Raw genomic sequence first — 16,558 nt, 5'->3', positions numbered from 1 at the left:
TTTCCTTCTTCGGTTAAACCTTGGCTGCGGGTTGGTGGATCGGCGCGCCGCCGGGACTTGCCGCGAGCCTGGCGCGCGACTTCATCTTCTTGATCACGACGGGGCACACGGTTTCGGACTGGTAGAGGACCTGGCAGTGCAGGCAGTTGATGCACTCGTTCGGGTTGATCTCGCCGGTCTTGTGGATCGCCTGCACCGGACACTGGATGGCGCAGGTCTGGCAGGGATTTCCGCATTCGTGGTAGCGCTTCAGCCAGTCGAACATGCGCATGCGCGCGGGGATGGCGAGCGCCGCGCCGAGCGGGCAGAGGTAGCGGCAGTAGAACCGCTCGACGAAGAGCCCGGCGACGAGAAGCGCGATGGCATAGGCGACGAACGGCCAGGCGCGGATGAACTTCAGGATGATCGCGGTCTTGAACGGCTCGATCTCGGCGAGGTGTTCGGCCTGCTCGACGCTCATCAGCGACACGCCGAAAAGCCCGAGGAAGATCATGTATTTCACCGGCCAGAGCCGCTCGTGCAGGCCCCATGGCAGCGTCCATTGCGGGATGCGGAGCTTGCGGGCGATCTGGTTGGTCAGCTCCTGAAGCGCGCCGAAGGGGCAGAGCCAGCCGCAATAGGCCCCCCGCCCCCAGAAGAGCAGCGCGGCGGCGACGGCGAACCACAGGATGAAGGTGAGCGGATCGAGCAGGAAGGCCTGCCAGCTGAAGCCGCTGACGAGGCTGCCGAACAGCGCCATCAGGTTGACCACCGAGAGCTGCGCATTGGCGTACCAGCCGAGGAAGACCAGCGTCACGGTCAGGAAGACGATGCGGAAGATGTAAAAGCCGCGGGCGTTCCTGACCGCATAGGTCTGGAAGAAGAAGACCCCGGTCAGCACCGCCAGCATGCCGGCGAGCACGACGATCTTCAGCTTCGAATCGCCCCAGATGCGCTTCCAGAGGTCTGCCTGCGCCGAGCCTTCCTCCTGCGGGGGGACGGCGGCGACCTCCTTTGCCGGCGGCGCGACGGCGCGCAGGTATTTCTGCGGCAGCTGGTAGCCGAGATCGAAGGTGTGGAAGACCTTCTCGATCGGCCCGACCTCGCGCTGCGCCAGAAGCTGGATGCGGAAGGGCTTTGCGGGATCGAAACCGACGCCGGCCGGGATGCGGAACAGGTCCATCTCGGAAAATTCCGGCGCGCCGGAAAGCGCGATGGCGCCGAGGCGGTGATGGTCGCGGTCGCGGAAGCGCACCGAGACGTCGTCCTGGATCAGCACGATGCGGTCGAAGATGCCGCCGCGCACATAGCCCGAGCCCTTGAAGGAATAGAGGCCGCGGCCCACCACGGCGATGGCGTTCTCGCCCTCCTTCAGCCAGCCCTTCAGATTGGCCTCCCCGGCCGGGCCGAGCAGCGCCTTGCCGATGGCTGGCACGGAGACCAGCGCCGCCTGCATGTCGATGAAGGTGGTCTGCGGCGCCTCGGTCAGCGCCCGGTCGCGGGCGCGCACGTCCGGATGTTCGGCGAAGGCGGCGTTGACCTGCGCCACGTCGAGCGACAGCCGGCGCAACGTGCCGTCCCCTTCCGCCTCGATCCAGTCGGCCGGCGCGGCGGCGTCGGGATCGATCTCGAAACGGGGGCCGGCGCTCTCGGTTTCCGGGGCAAGGCCGCCGAGGCCGAGCGCGCGGGCGACCTTCAGCCCCGAGCGGACGATGGAATCGTCGATCACCATCACCGTCACGGTCGCGCCGGAGATGATGTCCACCTCATGCGCCGTGCCGCCGGACTTCGCCTCGGCGACGAGGTCGAGGCCGGCATAGCTCGCGACCAGCGCCTTCACCTTGGCCTCGGGAATGCCGATGAGGACGATGGGCTCGGAATGCTTGACGAGCTGCACGCCGACGATCTTCGCATCCTTGCCGACGGCAACGAGCGTGTGGATCGGCTTGCCGGAATAGCCCGTCGTGCCGACGAAATCCGAGGTCATGAAGACCCAGGCCACCGTCTCGCCGCCCTTGAGCACCGGCGCCACCGCCAGGTCGTCGCGGATCGGCCCGAAGCCTTCCGCACCGGGAACCAGGTCGGAGGCCGTCGCGGCGGGCAGGTACTGCTGCAGCACCGAGGCCGCATGGGCGGGAACGGCGAGGCACAGGCCGATGCAGAGCAGAAGGACGAGACGGATGAATTTCATTCCAGGGCGTTCCAGCAAACCATTGCCGGAGCTTTGGAATGTTCGCGCGGAATGATCGTTGCGCTATATCAAACGAAAACGAATAGTTGCCGATTGCCGGCGGATGCGGGCGAGGATCTACTCCTCGCCTATAGAGGCGTCACGGCCATTGCCTGGCCCATTCGCGCAATTCCGCCCTGGCCTTTTCCGGCCAGTCCTTCACGGGCGCGGGAAAGACCGCGATCTTTCCGCCGTCCGGCTTCCAGGCCGCATAGACGCGGCGCTCGCCGGAGGAGAGGAAGATCAACCCCGCCTCGTCGAGGCAGGCATGCGGCCGGCAGGCCGTGCCGACGAAGTCGTCGCCCTTGAATTCGCCGCTTCCCACCCCGGTCATCAGCGTCTGGAAATGCTCGAAATCCGAGCCGAGCACCATCTTGAGGCTTGCGGCAATCTCGCCGTTGCCGAAGGCTTCCGAGGGATGGGTGAAGGTGCGCTCGCGCAGATTGGCCCAGCCGCTCGCCGCATCCGCCTGGAAGGCGACGGAAGCGAGCGGCGCGATGCCGCGCTCGGCGGTCCATTGCCAGCGCTCCGTTTCGCGGCCGGGGACGCTCGCCGTTGAAAAGACGAGGCCCGCCCCCTCGACGGCCCAGGATACGGAGACGCAACTGTCGATGGGCCCGTCTATCCGCGGCGCGCCGCGGCCGGGAAAGGACAGGACGAACGGCGCGCCGTCGCAGGCATTGCCGCCGCCCGAACTGGTGCCGACGAGCGCGACGGTATCGCCGAAGGCATAGACGTCATCGAGGAAGACGATCTGGTTCGTGTGCAGCTCGCGGCCGTCGACGACGAGTACCTTCTCGAAGTCCTTTTCCCTGATCTCGACCGTGTGGCCGGCGACCTTCGCCAGCTCCACCGCATGGGCCGGGGCCACCGCGCCGAGAAGAAAACCAACCAGGGAAAATGTGCGAACCCATTGCCGACTCATGAAAATCTCCTGCATTTGCCCCGAACTTGCTTTGCAAGGCCTCGGATCGCAATGGCGCGGGCCGCATTTTCGATGATGCCGTTGCCAAAGCATTTCAATCCGAATGAACCGGTGCCCTGTGCCGTTTCCGATACGTCGATACCTTCAGGCCAATTCATTTTCAGGCAGACCATGACCTTTCCCACCATCAAGCTTCCCGCCCGTCCCCTCGCCCTGCAGCGCGGGGCGATCTCCATCCCGCTCGCCTATTACTTTTCCACGCCGGTCCTGCTGGCGATCGCCGTCTTCATGATGGTGATGGAAGGGCCTGGCATCCTGCGCGACTACACGATCAGCCAGAATCCGCTCATCGTCGAAGGCAATATCGACGGGAGCTGCAGGACGCGGAAAGCCTTCTTCACCACCTGCGAGGTGGACCTCTCCTACGAGCAGAACGGCCAGCGCTACGACAAGAATGTCGAGGTCATGTTCGTCGACCTCCACAGCGGCGACTACGAGACGGGCCTCGTCGTTTCGGCCGATCACCCCGAGCTCGCCACGATCACGCTGGGGCTGGACATGCTCTGGAACCGGATCATCACGCTGGCGGTCTTCACCCTCCTCCTCGGCGGCGGCGGCCTTGCGATGATCTTCTTCGCCCTTCGCATCGTCCGCGCCCGCGCCCAGTTGCAGCACCCGGCACCCCTCACCGTCATCCCGGTCGAGATCACCGGCATGGAGACGAAGCGCGGCCGCCTTGCTGTCACCTATGCGGACCGGCTGAGCGAGCGGAAGACCAAGCGGGTCGCCCATACCCATTTCGAGAGCGGGCACGAGCCTATCATCGTCGGCGATGCCGGCAGCCACCCGGTCGCCCTTGCCGTCTGGCACGGCGCCACGTCGCTGCCCGTCCTCGTCGACGACCGGCTGGAGCGGATCGATATGACGCCCGAGGAGCGCAGAGAGGCGCTGGAGCCGCTTTACGCATCGGCGGCCGCGGCCGGCCACGGGACGACGGCAACCGCCCTCGCCCCCGCGCCGGCAAGGAAGGGCCTGTCGCTCGCGCAGCGGCTGGGGCTTGCGCTCCTCGTCGTGCTGCTCATCGTCGGCGGCATTTTCGGCTACTGGCTCTGGTACGTGACCAGCGCGCCCTCGCAGTACAATTCGCCGGGCATGGACATCAACGACATGATGCCGGAAGCGCTCAACCGATGGGGCTGCGACCAGCTCAAGGCCCGCTTCGGCGACGGCCTCGCCCCCTTCGGATGCACGGCCGCGGACTACCAGAGCTGGAAGTAATTCCGGGGCAGAAACCCCGATCCGGCGCGCGCCCCGATACCGAAGGGGCGCGCGCTTTCCCCTGCGACGCTATTGCGCTTCCATCGCGGGAATCCTTGCGCTAAAAGTGGTATCCACAATACCTTTTATCCACCGGTGGCCGGATATCACGGATGCGGATGACGCTTCATACCGACTATGCCCTGCGCATGCTGATCTACGTCGCCACACGGCGGGACGGGGCGTGCACGGTGAACGACGTCGCCGAGGCCTACGGGCTTTCGCGCAACCATCTCCTGAAAGTCGCGCAGACGCTGCGCGATCTCGGCCTCGTCGAGACGACGCGCGGGCGGGCCGGCGGCATCCGCCTTGCGCGGGCGCCGCGCGAGATCGGCATCGGGGCAATGGTCAGGGCGACGGAAGAGGAATTCTCGCTGGCCGAATGCATGCAGGCCGGGGGGGGGCGCCTGCGCCATCTCGCCCGCCTGCCGGCTGAAGGGCATGCTGCACGAGGCGCTCGGCGCCTTCCTGTCCGTGCTCGACAAATACACGCTTGCGGATATCGTACGCGACAGGGCCTCGCTCGGCCCGCTGCTCGGCATCGATCTCGCGGCGGCGTGAAGGAAAGGGGAACGCAATGCTATCCGGATTGACGGTTTCGGAGCGCCATGCCGCGCTCTTCGTGCTCGGCGCGCTGGCGCTGGTGGGGCTTGCCATGGCGGTGGCCGGCCAGGGCGATCCGCTCGCCGTGCACGGCTATATCGTGCTCGCCTTCAGCCTCGCCTTCGGCTTTGCGGTCCTGTCCGTCCTCTTCTCCCCCGAGCCGCCGGAAAGCCGGCTTTCGGAATATTACGACGACCCGACGCGGGTCGGCATCATCCTGTCGCTCGCCTGGGCGGTCGCCGGCATGTTCGTCGGTGTCTGGGTGGCGGCGCTCCTGGCATGGCCGGAGCTGACCTTCGTGGATTCGGCCTGGGCGAGCTTCGGGCGGCTGAGGCCCGTGCACACGTCCGGCGTCATCTTCGGCTTCGGCGGCAATGCGCTGATCGCCACCTCCTTCCATGTCCTCCAGCGCACCTGTCGCGCGCGGCTGCCCGACCAGTTCAGCCCGTGGTTCGTGCTGATCGGCTACAACCTCTTCTGTCTTGTCGCCGCGACCGGCTACCTGATGGGCCTCACCCAGTCCAAGGAATATGCCGAGCCGGAATGGTATGCCGACATCTGGCTTGTCATCGTCTGGGTCGTCTATTTCCTGATCTACATCCGCACGCTCCAGCGCCGCAAGGAGCCGCATATCTACGTGGCAAACTGGTACTACATGGCCTTCATCCTGGTCGTGGCGGTGCTGCACATCGTCAACAACCTCGCCGTGCCGGTCTCCTTCGGCCATGCGAAGAGCTATTCGCTGTTTTCCGGCGTTCAGGACGCCATGACGCAATGGTGGTACGGCCACAACGCCGTCGCCTTCTTCCTGACATCCGGCTTCCTCGGCATGATGTACTACTACCTGCCGAAGCGCGCGGAGCGGCCGATCTTCTCCTACCGGCTCTCCATCATCAGCTTCTGGGGCATCACCTTCATGTATATGTGGGCGGGCGCCCACCACCTGCACTACACCGCCCTGCCGCAATGGGTGCAGACGCTCGGCATGACCTTCTCCATCGTGCTGCTGGTGCCCTCCTGGGCGTCTGCCGGCAACGCGCTCGCCACGCTCAACGGCGCCTGGCACAAGGTGCGCGACGACGCGACGCTGCGCTTCATGATGGTCGCCGCCGTCTTCTACGGGCTTTCGACCTTCGAGGGCTCGTTCATGGCGATCCGCGCCGTCAACTCGCTCTCGCACTATACCGACTGGACCGTCGGCCATGTCCATGCCGGCGCGCTCGGCTGGGTGGCGATGATCACCTTCGGCTCGCTCTACGCCCTCGTGCCGTGGATGTGGAAGACGGAGCGCATGTATTCACCCAGGCTGATCGAGGTCCACTTCTGGCTCGCGCTGGCCGGCACCGTCGTCTACGTCTTCGCCATGTGGAATTCGGGCATCATCCAGGGCCTGATGTGGCGCACCTACAATGACAGCGGCACGCTCGCCTATTCCTTCATCGACAGCCTGGTCGCCATGCATCCCTACTATATCGCCCGCGCCTTCGGCGGCCTGCTCTTCCTTGCCGGCGCGGTGGTCTGCTGCATTAATGTCGGCATGACGATCCGCATGGCGCGCCATGCGCTGAAGACCGGGGCGGGCGGCGACGTTCCCGTCCTCGCACCGGCGGGAGAATGACCATGAAGGAATTCTTCCACCGCAGGATCGAGCGCAACGCCATCGGCTTCGTGCTCGCCATCGTCGGCGTCGCCTCCATCGGCGGCCTCGTCGAGATCGCCCCGCTCTTCACCATCCACGAGACGGTGGAGGACGCGCCGGACATGCGGCTCTACACGCCGCTGGAGCTGGCCGGCCGCAACATCTACATCCGCGAGGGCTGTTACGCCTGCCATTCGCAGATGATCCGCACGCTGCGCGACGAGGTGGAGCGCTACGGCCCCTATTCGCTCGCCGTGGAATCGAAATACGACCACCCGATGCTCTGGGGCTCCAAGCGCACCGGACCGGACCTTGCCCGCCTCGGCGGCAAGTATTCCGACGCCTGGCATGTCGCCCACCTGATGAACCCGCGCGACGTGGTGCCGGAATCGGTGATGCCGCGCTACGGCTGGCTGAAGACCAACGCGCTGAGGATCGACGATCTCGGCGAGCACCTTTCCGCCCAGCGCACGGTCGGCGTGCCCTATACGGACGAGATGATCGAACATGCGGTGGCGGACGCCCGCGGCCAGGCGAACCCGGACGGCAACGAGGCCGCCGGCGTCAGCGAGCGCTACGGCGAGAAGACGAATGTGCGTGCCTTCGACGGCAATCCGGGCCTCCTGACGGAGATGGACGCGCTCGTCGCCTATCTCCAGATCGTCGGCCAGCTCACCGGGGCCGCCCACCAGGAAGCAGCAGTGAAGGAGGAATGACATGGACGCGGATCACGGCACCATCGTCGCCTTCGCCAAGAGCTGGGGCCTGTTCTACCTCATCGCAATGGCCGTGGGCGTGCTGATCTACGCCCTCTGGCCGGGCAACCGGAAGCGCTTCAACCGCGCGAAGAAGAGCATTCTCGACAAAGACGACCGGCCGGGGGACTAGACGATGGCAACGGAAAGAAAAGATCCCGCCACCGGGCGGCTGACCACCGGGCATGAATGGAACGGCATCGAGGAGCTGGAGACGCCGATCCCGCGCGTCGTCATCTTCTTCCTGACGGTCACCACGCTGTTCGCCATCGGCTACTGGATCCTGATGCCGGCCTGGCCGCTCGGCGTCACCTATACGAAGGGCCTGCTCGGCATCGACCAGCGCGCCGTCGTGACGAAGCAGGTCGAGGACGCCGCCGCCACCCGCGCGGCCTGGACCGGCCGCATCGCCGAGGCGAGCCTCGAGGACATCGCCGCCGATCCCGACCTGATGAACCATGTGCGCGAGACGGGCCGCACGCTCTTCATCGACAATTGCGCCGCCTGCCACGGCACGCGCGGCACCGGCGGGCCGGGCTTTCCCAACCTTGCCGCCAGGGCCTGGCTGTGGGGCGGCGAGCCGGACACCATCGCCGAGACGATCCGCATCGGCATCAACGCCACCAACGATGAGACGCGCGTCTCGCAGATGATGGCCTTCGGCCGCGACGGCGTGCTCGACGACGGCCAGGTCCGCGCGGTCGCCGCCTATGTGCGCTCGCTCTCGGACCTGCCGATGGGGGCAAGCGACAAGGCGCTGGTCGAGGACGGCAAGCAGGTCTTCGCCGACAATTGCGTCGCCTGCCACGGCGAGGACGGGCATGGCAGCACGGATGTCGGTGCGCCGAACCTTACCGACGCGACATGGATATACGGCAGCGACGCGCAGACGGTCTACACCACGATCTATTCCGGGCGGCAGGGCCACATGCCGCACTGGGAGGGCCGGCTCTCGCCGGTCGACATCAAGATCCTGGCGCTCTATGTCGGCACGCTCGGGGAGGCCGCCCGATGAACACGCTTGCGGAAAAGCCGCGCCTCAACTGGCGGCTCGTCTCCTTCCTGATCGTCGGGGCGGGCGTGCTGGTCTTCATCGGCGCCAATGCGCATCTCGTCCATGTCGCCCTCTCCTCGCAGCCCGACTGCGTGGAGCACCTGAAGACGCAAGGCCGGGACGGCGCATACCGCGCCGCCGGCCCGGCCTGCTGAACGGAGGAGACCCCATGGGAACGACCGAAAAGACCGGCAACGCGCCCCTGCCGCTCGCCGAGCAGCGCCGCCGCCGCCTTCCCGCCAGCGCCGCCCTCGGCTGGCTTTCCGCCGGCTGGCGTGACCTCTGGCACACGCCGCTGCCGAGCCTCCTCTACGGGCTTGCCGTCTTCCTTATCTCCATCGCGGTGGTCTGGTGCCTCTTCCGCTGGGAGCTGGACTATATCCTCTTCCCGGCGCTCGCCGGCTTCATGGTGGTCGGCCCGCTGGTGGCGATCGGCCTCTACCGCAAGAGCCGGGACCTGGAGGACGGCATCGCGCCGAGCCTGTCGCGCATGATCTTCGTCAAGGCCGCTTCGGGCGGGCAGGTCTGGTATACCGGCGCGATCCTCTGCCTGCTGATGGTCGTCTGGATGCGCGCCGCGGTCATCATCTATGCGCTCTTCGTGGGGCTTCGCCCCTTCCCCGGCCTCGACGGTGTCGTCGCCATGCTGTTCTCGACGCCCGAGGGGCTCGGCATGCTCGCCGTCGGCACGGCGGTGGGCGGGCTCTTCGCCGCCTTCTCCTTCGCCATCAGCACCTTCGCCATCCCCATGCTGCTCGCCGAGAAGACGGATGCCTTCACGGCCATGGGCACCAGCATCTCGCTGGTCTTCCGCAACCTGCCGGTCATGCTCGCCTGGGGCGCCATCGTGCTCGTCCTCACCGCGCTCGGCATCGCCACGGGCTTCCTCGGCCTCATCGTCATCTTCCCACTGCTCGGCCACGGCACCTGGCACAGCTACAGGGCGATCCGATGAGGGGCCGGCCTGCGCCGCAGCGCACCATCGTCATCGACGGCAAGCCCCTGCCGGAAGTGCTGGACGAGGCGATGGTCCATGCCGTGGTGCACGGCTTCTACGACGAGATCCGCAGGGACGACCTGCTCGGCCCGATCTTCAACGGCCATATCGCGCCGGATGACTGGCCGGCGCATCTTGCCAGGATGTGCAATTTCTGGTCGGCGACGCTGCTGCGCACCGACCGCTACGAGGGCCGCCCGCTGCCGCCGCATCTTGCCATCCCGGAGCTTCAGGAAGCGCATTTCCGCCGCTGGCTCTCGCTCTTCCGGGCGACGGTCGAGCGGCTCTGCCCGCCGGAGGTCGCCGATCTCTTCCTCAACCGGGCATTGCGCATCGCCCATTCCTTCCGCCTCGCCATCGCCTTCCACCGCGGCGAGGATTCCATGGCGATCGCGCCGATCTCCCGGGACATGCTTTCCAAGGATGCGCCGCCGGACGGCAAGGGTTGAACCGGCATCAGCCAATCGTCACAGAGCGGTGCTAGACTAATGCGATTGTGATCGACGCATTCGCAGGAGCCGCAGCATGAGTGTCACCCTTGCCCAGATGAAGGCCGTGGAGGCGCTGTCGCGCACGGGGAAGTTTTCCGCCGCGGCCGAGGAACTGGGCATCAGCCAGCCGACCGTCTCCTCGCAGGTGCAGGCCTTCGAGCAGCTCTGCAAGCGGCGCATCTTCCAGCGCAAGGGGCATACGGTGAAGGTCGCGGCCGGGGCGCAGGAGCTGATCGCGAAGATCCGCGTCACGCTGAAATGCCTCGCCGACGTCAACGAGGCGCTCTATTCCGAAGCGCGCATGGAGCGCGGCACGCTCGGCGTCGGCTTTTCCGCCCATCGCCTGATCATGCCGGCGCTGACCGCCTTCGTGCGGCGCTATCCGGCGATCCATATCAACACGCAAGGGGGCCCCTCGCTTTCCCTGCTCGGCGACGTGCTGAACGGCGATCTCGACCTTGCCGCCGTCTCCATGCCGCTCGCCGACGAGCGGCTGTTCTGCGAGGAGATCCTGCGCAGCCGCATCGTCATCTACGGCCCCAAGAGCCATTCGGCGCTGCAGGGCAGCGCGCTGACGCTACGGCAGCTCGCCCCCGAAAAGCTCGTCCTGTGGAACCGGATGTCCGGCACGCGCTCGACGCTCGACCTTGCCGCGCGGCAGGCGGGCGTCACGCTCAACTGCGTGCTGGAAGTCGCCACGCTCGACGTCGCCTATGCATCGGCGGCCGCCGGCATCGGGCTCGGCTGCGCCATCGAGGGCGAGGTGCAGGCGGACAGCAATATCGACGTCGTGCCGCTGGCCGATCCGGAACTTTCCATCGGCCATTATCTCGTCTGCCTGCCGGAATGCCGCGAACATGCCGCCGTCGAAGCGTTTTTCGGCATTGCCCGCGCCCATTACGGGCTGGCCGGCGGCCCGGTTCCCGGCGACGGGTCAATCGATCATAGACAAAATCTATGATTTAGCGCGTTTCATATGCCTGTCATATAACAGGGCTAGCTGTTCCCTCGAACTTAATCCCCATATTCGAGAGGGCTCCCGATGAAGAACCACCTTTTCGCCGCCACGCTTTCGCTGGCCGCGCTTGCCGCCGGCTCGGCTTTCGCCGAGACGAGGCTGACCGTCTACACCGCCTTCGAGGCCGAGCAGCTCGAGGCCTACAAGGCCGCCTTCGAGAAGGCGAACCCGGACATCAAGATCGACTGGATCCGCGATTCCACCGGCGTCGTCACCGCCAAGCTGCTCGCCGAGAAGGAAAACCCGCAGGCCGACGTGGTCTGGGGCCTTGCCGCCACCTCGCTGCTGCTGCTCAAGCAGGAAGGCATGCTGGAAGCCTATGCCCCGGCCGGCGCCGACAAGCTGGACCCGCGCTTCCGGGACGAAGCCAATCCGCCGGCCTGGGTCGGCCTCGATGCCTGGTCTGCGGCGCTCTGCGTGAACACCGTCGAGCTTGAAAAGGCCGGCGCCGCTATGCCGAAGAGCTGGGCCGACCTCACCAAGCCGGAATACAAGGGCATGATCGCCATGCCGAATCCGGCCTCCTCCGGCACCGGCTTCCTCGATGTCGCCGCCTGGCTGCAGATGATGGGCGAGGAAAAGGGCTGGTCCTACATGGACGCGCTCGACGCCAACATCTCCAGCTACATGCATTCCGGCTCCAAGCCCTGCAAGGACGCCGCCCGCGGTGAAGTGACCATCGGCATCTCCTTCGACTTCCGCGGCGCGCAGGAAAAGACCCGCGGCGCGCCGGTCGAGGTGGTGGTTCCGGAAGAAGGCATCGGCTGGGATGCGGAAGCCGCCGCCATCGTCGCCGACACGGACAAGCTGGACGCAGCCAAGAAGCTCCTCGACTTCTCGATCTCCGAGGACGCGATGAAGCTCTATAACCAGAACTACGCGATCCTCGCCGTTCCGGGCATCGCCCAGCCGGTGGAGAACTTCCCGGCCGACGTCGACAAGAAGATGATCAAGAACGACTTCCAGTGGTCGGCCTCCAACCGCGAGCGCATCCTGACCGAATGGGAAAAGCGCTACGGCAGCAAGAACGAGCCGAAGGGCTGATCGCGAAACCCCTCCCCAACCCCTCCCCACAAGGGGGAGGGGCTTACCTCGCCGCTCCGTTTGCATTCGATTTCGAGCAGTGAGCAAGCCTCTATCCTTCTCCCCCCTTGTGGGGGAGATGCCGGCAGGCAGAGGGGGTCTTTCCCCGTATTTCCATTTCCACAGGCAGAGGCAACTCATGCAGACCGACAACCTGAAGCACCAGCCGCATGTGCGGATCGACCACGTCACGAAATCCTTCGGCGATTTCTCCGCGCTGCGGGACGTCTCGCTCGATATCTGGCCGGGCGAGTTCATCTGCTTCCTCGGCCCGTCCGGCTGCGGCAAGACCACGCTTTTGCGCGCCATTGCCGGCCTCGACATCCAGAGCGAAGGGCAGATCTTCATGAACGGCCGCGACGTCTCGGCCCTGCCGCCCTCTCAGCGCGATTTCGGCATCGTCTTCCAGTCCTATGCGTTGTTCCCCAATCTCACGGTCAACCAGAACGTCGCCTATGGCCTCGTCGGGCGCGGCCTGAAGCGCGCCGAGATGGACAGGCGCGTCGCTTCGCTGCTCGACACCGTCGGCCTGCCCGACCAGGGCAGGAAACATCCGACGAAGCTTTCCGGCGGCCAGCAGCAGCGCGTGGCGCTCGCCCGCGCACTGGCGACCGAGCCGAAGCTCCTCCTCCTCGACGAGCCGCTTTCCGCGCTCGACGCCAAGGTCCGCAACCACCTGCGCCGCGAGATGAAGGACCTCCAGCGCAATCTCGGCGTCACCACCATCATGGTCACGCACGACCAGCACGAGGCGCTGACCATGGCCGACCGCATCGTCGTCATGAGCGGCGGCCAGATCGAGCAGGTCGGCACGCCCGAGGAGATCTACCAGAACCCGGCCAGCGCCTTCGTCGCCGATTTCGTCGGCGAGATGAACTTCATCCCCGCCGAGATCGTCGCCGACAACCGCGTGCGCATCGGCCGCATCGAATTCGACGCCGACACGTCCGGCCAGCGCGAGCGTTCGGTCCTTGCGGCCGTGCGCCCGGAGGATGTCGTCGTCAGCACCGCCGACGGGCGGCCGAACAGTTTTCGCGCCCGCATCGAGGAGGGCGAGTTCCTCGGTTCCTTCTTCCGCGCCCGCTTCGGCGGCGGCGACCTCGGCGAGAACAGCCTGCGCGCCGACGTCGCCATGCACGACATCCGCAACCTGAAGCTCCGCCCCGGCGAGGAAATGCCCGTCGCGATCCCGCGCGAGCGCATCCGTGTCTATGCGCAGGCGGTCTAGCAGCTCCAGGAAAAGTGCGAAGCGGTTTTCCGTCCGGAACTGCGCCAGAACAGAGAGAAAACCATGCCGGATATCGCAGCCGCCCGCGGCATCGTCATTCCCCCCGCCTATCGCCGCACCCGCATCCGGCCGAAGCTCGCCGGCGACGAGCTGATCCAGCGGGGCCTCCTCGGCCTTGTCATGCTCTATCTCGTCGTCGCGCTGGTGCTGCCGCTGTCGCTGGTCGGCATGAAGGCCCTGCAGACCTTCCATTTCCCGCTGCAGCAGGTGAGCGTCGAGTTCCGCAAGGACGGCGCCTGGACGCCGCAGGGCACGCTGGCCGACTGGGCGCTGAAATCCGGCTTCGTGCAGAACCCCGACCTTATGCCGAGCGAGCGCAGCCGCATCGAGCCCGCCGCCATCATTCCCAAGCGCGAGCGCCGCGACATCGAGGCCGTGCGCCTCAGCGACACCTCGCCGGCAGGGGGCCTCATCGTCATCGGCGGCAAGCCGACGCTCGGCAAGACCGTGGAGGTGGCGAAGGCCGATTTCGGCGCGGTGCAGATGAAGCCGGCCATGGCCTACGGGCTCGACAATTTCGCCTTCTACTTCCGCACGGCGAGCCTTCGCCAGTCGATCTTCAACTCGCTGATCGTCGCCATGCTCGTCGCCGGCATCGTCACGCCGCTCTCCTTTGCCTTCGCCTACGGGCTGATGCGCACCCATATGCGCGGCAAGGGCGTCTTCCGCCTCATCGCCTCCATTCCGGTGCTCGTGCCCTCGCTGCTGCCGGCCATCGGCCTCGTCTATCTCTTCGGCAAGCAGGGCGTGCTGACACCGATCCTCCTCGGCGTGCCGATCTACGGCCCGCTCGGCATCGTGCTCGCCTCGGTCTTCTTCACCCTGCCGCATGCGCTCGTCATCATGACCGTGGCGCTCTCGGCCAGCGACCAGCGGCTCTACGAGGCGGCCGAGGTGCTGCGCGCCTCCCCCTTCCGCATCTTCCGCACCGTGACGCTGCCCGGCGCGCGCTACGGCCTGATCTCCGCCTTCTTCGTGGTCTTCACGCTCGTCGTCACCGATTTCGGCGTGCCGAAGGTGATCGGCGGCGATTTCCCGATGCTGGCGCTCGACATCTACAAGCAGGTGATCGGCCAGCAGAACTTCCAGATGGGCGCGGTCGTCTCGCTCGTCCTGCTGCTGCCCGCCATCGTCGCCTTCGTCGTCGACCGCATGGTCAGCCGCCGCCAGGTGGCGCAGATGACGGCGCGCGCCATGCCCTATACGCCGAAGGAGGACAAGCGCCGCGACCGCGTCTTCTTCGCCTTCTGCGCGGCCGTCTCGCTGTTCCTGCTCTCGATCATCGGCATGTGCCAGCTCGCCGCGCTCGCCAGGTTCTGGCCCTACGACCTGACGCCCGGCCTGCAGCACTACGACTTCAACCGCATGGACGGCGGCGGCTGGCGCTCCTATGCCAATTCGCTGCAACTCGCCGTGCTGGTCGCGACCATCGGCGCGGGCATCGTCTTCCTCGGGGCCTATCTGGTCGAGAAGACGCGCAATTTCGAGACGCCGCGGCTCATCATGCAGATGCTCGCCATGATCCCCATGGCGGTGCCCGGCATGGTGCTCGGCCTTGCCTATATCTTCTTCTTCAACAACCCTTCCAATCCGCTGAACTTCATCTACGGCACGATGGCGATCCTCGTCGTCTGCACGATCAGCCATCTCTATATCGTGCCGCACCTGACGGCGGCGACGGCGCTGAAGCAGCTCGACGGCGAGTTCGAGGCGGTCTCCATGTCGCTGAAGCAGCCCTTCTGGCGCACGCTCGGCCGCGTCAGCATACCGGTCTGCTTCCCCGCCATGGCGGAGGTGTGGATCTACCTCTTCGTCAATGCCATGACGACGGTCTCGGCGGTGGTCTTCATCTATTCCTCCACCACCACCCTCTCCTCCATCGCCGTGCTCAACATGGACGATGCCGGCGACATCGCGCCGGCCGCCGCCATGGGCATGATGATCTTCTACACCAATGTCGTCGTCCGGGTGCTGCACGGCTGGGGCGCGGATGCCGTGGTGCGCCGCCTCCAGACCTGGCGCACGCGCTGAACCGGGAAACCACCATGCGCAGCAATCAGGGATTCGATCTCGTCGTCGTCGGCGCCGGCATCGTCGGCCTCGGCACGGCGCTCGCCGCCGCCCGCAAGGGCAAGAGGGTCGCCGTCGTCGAGCGCAACGCCAGGGCCGTCGGCGCCTCCATCCGCAATTTCGGCTTCGTCACCGTTTCCGGCCAGAAGGCCGGCGAGCATTGGGCAAGGGCCCGCCGCGCCCGCGACGTCTGGGCGGAGATCGTCGGGCAGGCCGGCATCGAGGTGGTGCATCGCGGCCTCGTCATGCCGGCCTATCGCAGGGAGGCCGCGGACGTGCTCGACGCCTTCCTCGAAACCCCGATGGGCGCCGACTGCCACAGCATCACATCGGGCAAGGCGCTGGACTACGTGCCGGCGCTTCGCGAAAACGGCATGCGCAGCGCCCTCTACAGCCCGCACGAATTGCGGGTGGAATCGAAGGACGCCATCCCGAAGCTCGCAGTCTGGCTGGAAGAGAAGCACGGCGTTTCCTTCCACTGGAGCACCGCCGTCACCGGCATCGACGGCGAGCGCATCGAGACGAGCCGCGGCGTACTGAATGCCGGGGCGGTCGCCGTCTGCCCTGGCGACGATTTCTCGACGCTCTATCCCGGGCGCATTGCGCCCTACGGCCTGAAGGTCTGCACGCTGCAGATGCTGCGCATCGCCCCTGCGGCGCCCGTGCGCTTCGGCGCGGCCGTCATGTCGGACCTCAGTTTCGGCCGCTACGAGGGCTTCGCCGACCTGCCGGAAGGCCGCGCGCTCGCCGCCCGGCTCGACGCCGACTGCGCCGAGATGCGCGCCGCCGGCATCCATGTCATCGCCGTGCAGTCCTCGGACGGCTCACTGGTCGTCGGCGACAGCCATGTCTACGGCAACGCCCCGCAGCCCTTCGCCGAGGAGCGCATCGACGACCTGATCCTCAAGGGCTTCGACGAGATCTTCGACATGCCGGGCCGGCGCGTCACGGCGCGCTGGGTCGGCACCTATGCCTCGGCCAGCGACCGAACCGTCCTCGTCGACAGGCCCGCCGACAATATCCGCCTCGTCATGGTCACGGGCGGCACCGGCGCCTCGACGGGCTTCGCGCTCGGCGAGGAGGTCATTTCCGATATCTATGCTTAGGAG

General features: G+C 66.4%; 16 protein-coding genes and 1 pseudogene. 14 read left to right on the top strand and 3 right to left on the bottom strand.

Going from position 1 to position 16,558, the window contains the following annotated elements; all coding sequences use genetic code 11:
- Window positions 1-13 precede the first annotated feature (13 nt).
- From DSD28_RS19425 to DSD28_RS26005, 3 genes are all read right to left on the bottom strand, one after another.
- On the bottom strand, window positions 14-2,170 hold the full coding sequence (locus DSD28_RS19425) for a NosR/NirI family protein (RefSeq protein WP_119258086.1): 2,157 nt from the start codon (window positions 2,168-2,170) through the stop codon (window positions 14-16).
- 139 nt (window positions 2,171-2,309) lie between these two features.
- Complete coding sequence (locus DSD28_RS19420) at window positions 2,310-3,134, bottom strand: hypothetical protein (protein WP_119258223.1); 825 nt, start codon at window positions 3,132-3,134, stop codon at window positions 2,310-2,312.
- Window positions 3,131-3,307: a hypothetical protein gene (locus tag DSD28_RS26005; protein ID WP_162911471.1), complete on the bottom strand. Its 177-nt coding sequence runs from the start codon at window positions 3,305-3,307 to the stop codon at window positions 3,131-3,133. The genes DSD28_RS19420 and DSD28_RS26005 overlap by 4 nt, the downstream gene beginning before the upstream one ends.
- Between DSD28_RS26005 and DSD28_RS19415 the strand changes: the two genes are divergently transcribed.
- The 14 genes and pseudogenes from DSD28_RS19415 to DSD28_RS19350 all read left to right on the top strand — a co-directional run bounded on the left by DSD28_RS19415 (window position 3,306) and on the right by DSD28_RS19350 (window position 16,555).
- On the top strand, window positions 3,306-4,412 hold the full coding sequence (locus tag DSD28_RS19415) for a hypothetical protein (protein ID WP_119258222.1): 1,107 nt from the start codon (window positions 3,306-3,308) through the stop codon (window positions 4,410-4,412). The genes DSD28_RS26005 and DSD28_RS19415 overlap by 2 nt on opposite strands.
- Before the next feature lie 152 nt (window positions 4,413-4,564).
- Window positions 4,565-4,786 (top strand): annotated as a pseudogene (locus tag DSD28_RS26440) (Rrf2 family transcriptional regulator); the annotation flags it as partial.
- A 242-nt stretch (window positions 4,787-5,028) separates the two neighbouring features.
- Window positions 5,029-6,672, top strand: coding sequence for a cytochrome-c oxidase, cbb3-type subunit I (gene ccoN, locus DSD28_RS19405; RefSeq protein ID WP_119258085.1), 1,644 nt, complete (start codon window positions 5,029-5,031; stop codon window positions 6,670-6,672).
- A 2-nt stretch (window positions 6,673-6,674) separates the two neighbouring features.
- The gene (gene ccoO, locus DSD28_RS19400) at window positions 6,675-7,409 is read left to right on the top strand and encodes a cytochrome-c oxidase, cbb3-type subunit II (protein ID WP_119258084.1); all 735 of its coding nucleotides are present in this window, start codon (window positions 6,675-6,677) and stop codon (window positions 7,407-7,409) included.
- A 1-nt stretch (window position 7,410) separates the two neighbouring features.
- Window positions 7,411-7,581, top strand: coding sequence for a cbb3-type cytochrome c oxidase subunit 3 (locus DSD28_RS19395; protein WP_119258083.1), 171 nt, complete (start codon window positions 7,411-7,413; stop codon window positions 7,579-7,581).
- A gap of 3 nt (window positions 7,582-7,584) precedes the next feature.
- On the top strand, window positions 7,585-8,463 hold the full coding sequence (gene ccoP, locus DSD28_RS19390) for a cytochrome-c oxidase, cbb3-type subunit III (RefSeq protein ID WP_119258082.1): 879 nt from the start codon (window positions 7,585-7,587) through the stop codon (window positions 8,461-8,463).
- The gene (locus DSD28_RS19385; RefSeq protein ID WP_119258081.1) at window positions 8,460-8,657 is read left to right on the top strand and encodes a hypothetical protein; all 198 of its coding nucleotides are present in this window, start codon (window positions 8,460-8,462) and stop codon (window positions 8,655-8,657) included. The genes ccoP and DSD28_RS19385 overlap by 4 nt, the downstream gene beginning before the upstream one ends.
- A 14-nt stretch (window positions 8,658-8,671) precedes the next feature.
- Window positions 8,672-9,457 (top strand): DUF2189 domain-containing protein, encoded by a 786-nt coding sequence (locus DSD28_RS19380; RefSeq protein ID WP_119258080.1) that lies wholly within the window; start codon window positions 8,672-8,674, stop codon window positions 9,455-9,457.
- Window positions 9,454-9,948, top strand: a complete 495-nt coding sequence (locus tag DSD28_RS19375) for a group III truncated hemoglobin (protein ID WP_119258079.1) — start codon at window positions 9,454-9,456, stop codon at window positions 9,946-9,948. Before DSD28_RS19380 ends, DSD28_RS19375 begins: the two co-directional genes overlap by 4 nt.
- A gap of 76 nt (window positions 9,949-10,024) precedes the next feature.
- Window positions 10,025-10,951: a LysR family transcriptional regulator gene (locus DSD28_RS19370; RefSeq protein WP_119258078.1), complete on the top strand. Its 927-nt coding sequence runs from the start codon at window positions 10,025-10,027 to the stop codon at window positions 10,949-10,951.
- Window positions 10,952-11,032: 81 nt separating this feature from the next.
- On the top strand, window positions 11,033-12,052 hold the full coding sequence (locus tag DSD28_RS19365) for a putative 2-aminoethylphosphonate ABC transporter substrate-binding protein (protein WP_119258077.1): 1,020 nt from the start codon (window positions 11,033-11,035) through the stop codon (window positions 12,050-12,052).
- A 178-nt stretch (window positions 12,053-12,230) separates the two neighbouring features.
- Window positions 12,231-13,319 carry a putative 2-aminoethylphosphonate ABC transporter ATP-binding protein gene (locus tag DSD28_RS19360; protein ID WP_119258076.1) on the top strand — a complete coding sequence of 363 codons (1,089 nt, stop codon included), beginning with the start codon at window positions 12,231-12,233 and terminating at the stop codon, window positions 13,317-13,319.
- A 63-nt stretch (window positions 13,320-13,382) separates the two neighbouring features.
- A complete protein-coding gene (locus DSD28_RS19355) occupies window positions 13,383-15,410 on the top strand; it encodes a putative 2-aminoethylphosphonate ABC transporter permease subunit (protein WP_119258075.1) in 2,028 nt (675 codons plus the stop codon).
- A 14-nt stretch (window positions 15,411-15,424) separates the two neighbouring features.
- Window positions 15,425-16,555 (top strand): TIGR03364 family FAD-dependent oxidoreductase, encoded by a 1,131-nt coding sequence (locus DSD28_RS19350; protein ID WP_119258074.1) that lies wholly within the window; start codon window positions 15,425-15,427, stop codon window positions 16,553-16,555.
- Window positions 16,556-16,558 lie beyond the last annotated feature (3 nt).

The sequence above is a fragment of the Shinella zoogloeoides genome (assembly GCF_003574625.1).
Classification (GTDB): domain Bacteria; phylum Pseudomonadota; class Alphaproteobacteria; order Rhizobiales; family Rhizobiaceae; genus Shinella; species Shinella zoogloeoides_A.
The sequence above is the reverse complement of the archived record's forward strand: the minus strand, read 5'-3'. Positions and strand labels throughout refer to the sequence as shown.

What these genes read in the sequence shown, in the direction of transcription:
- DSD28_RS19425 (WP_119258086.1), bottom strand. Translation starts at nt 2,170, where the DNA reads ATGAAATTCATCCGTCTCGTCCTTCTGCTCTGCATCGGCCTGTGCCTC.
- DSD28_RS19420 (WP_119258223.1), bottom strand. Translation starts at nt 3,134, where the DNA reads ATGAGTCGGCAATGGGTTCGCACATTTTCCCTGGTTGGTTTTCTTCTC.
- DSD28_RS19415 (WP_119258222.1), top strand. Translation starts at nt 3,306, where the DNA reads ATGACCTTTCCCACCATCAAGCTTCCCGCCCGTCCCCTCGCCCTGCAG.
- DSD28_RS26005 (WP_162911471.1), bottom strand. Translation starts at nt 3,307, where the DNA reads ATGGTCTGCCTGAAAATGAATTGGCCTGAAGGTATCGACGTATCGGAA.
- ccoN (WP_119258085.1), top strand. Translation starts at nt 5,029, where the DNA reads ATGCTATCCGGATTGACGGTTTCGGAGCGCCATGCCGCGCTCTTCGTG.
- ccoO (WP_119258084.1), top strand. Translation starts at nt 6,675, where the DNA reads ATGAAGGAATTCTTCCACCGCAGGATCGAGCGCAACGCCATCGGCTTC.
- DSD28_RS19395 (WP_119258083.1), top strand. Translation starts at nt 7,411, where the DNA reads ATGGACGCGGATCACGGCACCATCGTCGCCTTCGCCAAGAGCTGGGGC.
- ccoP (WP_119258082.1), top strand. Translation starts at nt 7,585, where the DNA reads ATGGCAACGGAAAGAAAAGATCCCGCCACCGGGCGGCTGACCACCGGG.
- DSD28_RS19385 (WP_119258081.1), top strand. Translation starts at nt 8,460, where the DNA reads ATGAACACGCTTGCGGAAAAGCCGCGCCTCAACTGGCGGCTCGTCTCC.
- DSD28_RS19380 (WP_119258080.1), top strand. Translation starts at nt 8,672, where the DNA reads ATGGGAACGACCGAAAAGACCGGCAACGCGCCCCTGCCGCTCGCCGAG.
- DSD28_RS19375 (WP_119258079.1), top strand. Translation starts at nt 9,454, where the DNA reads ATGAGGGGCCGGCCTGCGCCGCAGCGCACCATCGTCATCGACGGCAAG.
- DSD28_RS19370 (WP_119258078.1), top strand. Translation starts at nt 10,025, where the DNA reads ATGAGTGTCACCCTTGCCCAGATGAAGGCCGTGGAGGCGCTGTCGCGC.
- DSD28_RS19365 (WP_119258077.1), top strand. Translation starts at nt 11,033, where the DNA reads ATGAAGAACCACCTTTTCGCCGCCACGCTTTCGCTGGCCGCGCTTGCC.
- DSD28_RS19360 (WP_119258076.1), top strand. Translation starts at nt 12,231, where the DNA reads ATGCAGACCGACAACCTGAAGCACCAGCCGCATGTGCGGATCGACCAC.
- DSD28_RS19355 (WP_119258075.1), top strand. Translation starts at nt 13,383, where the DNA reads ATGCCGGATATCGCAGCCGCCCGCGGCATCGTCATTCCCCCCGCCTAT.
- DSD28_RS19350 (WP_119258074.1), top strand. Translation starts at nt 15,425, where the DNA reads ATGCGCAGCAATCAGGGATTCGATCTCGTCGTCGTCGGCGCCGGCATC.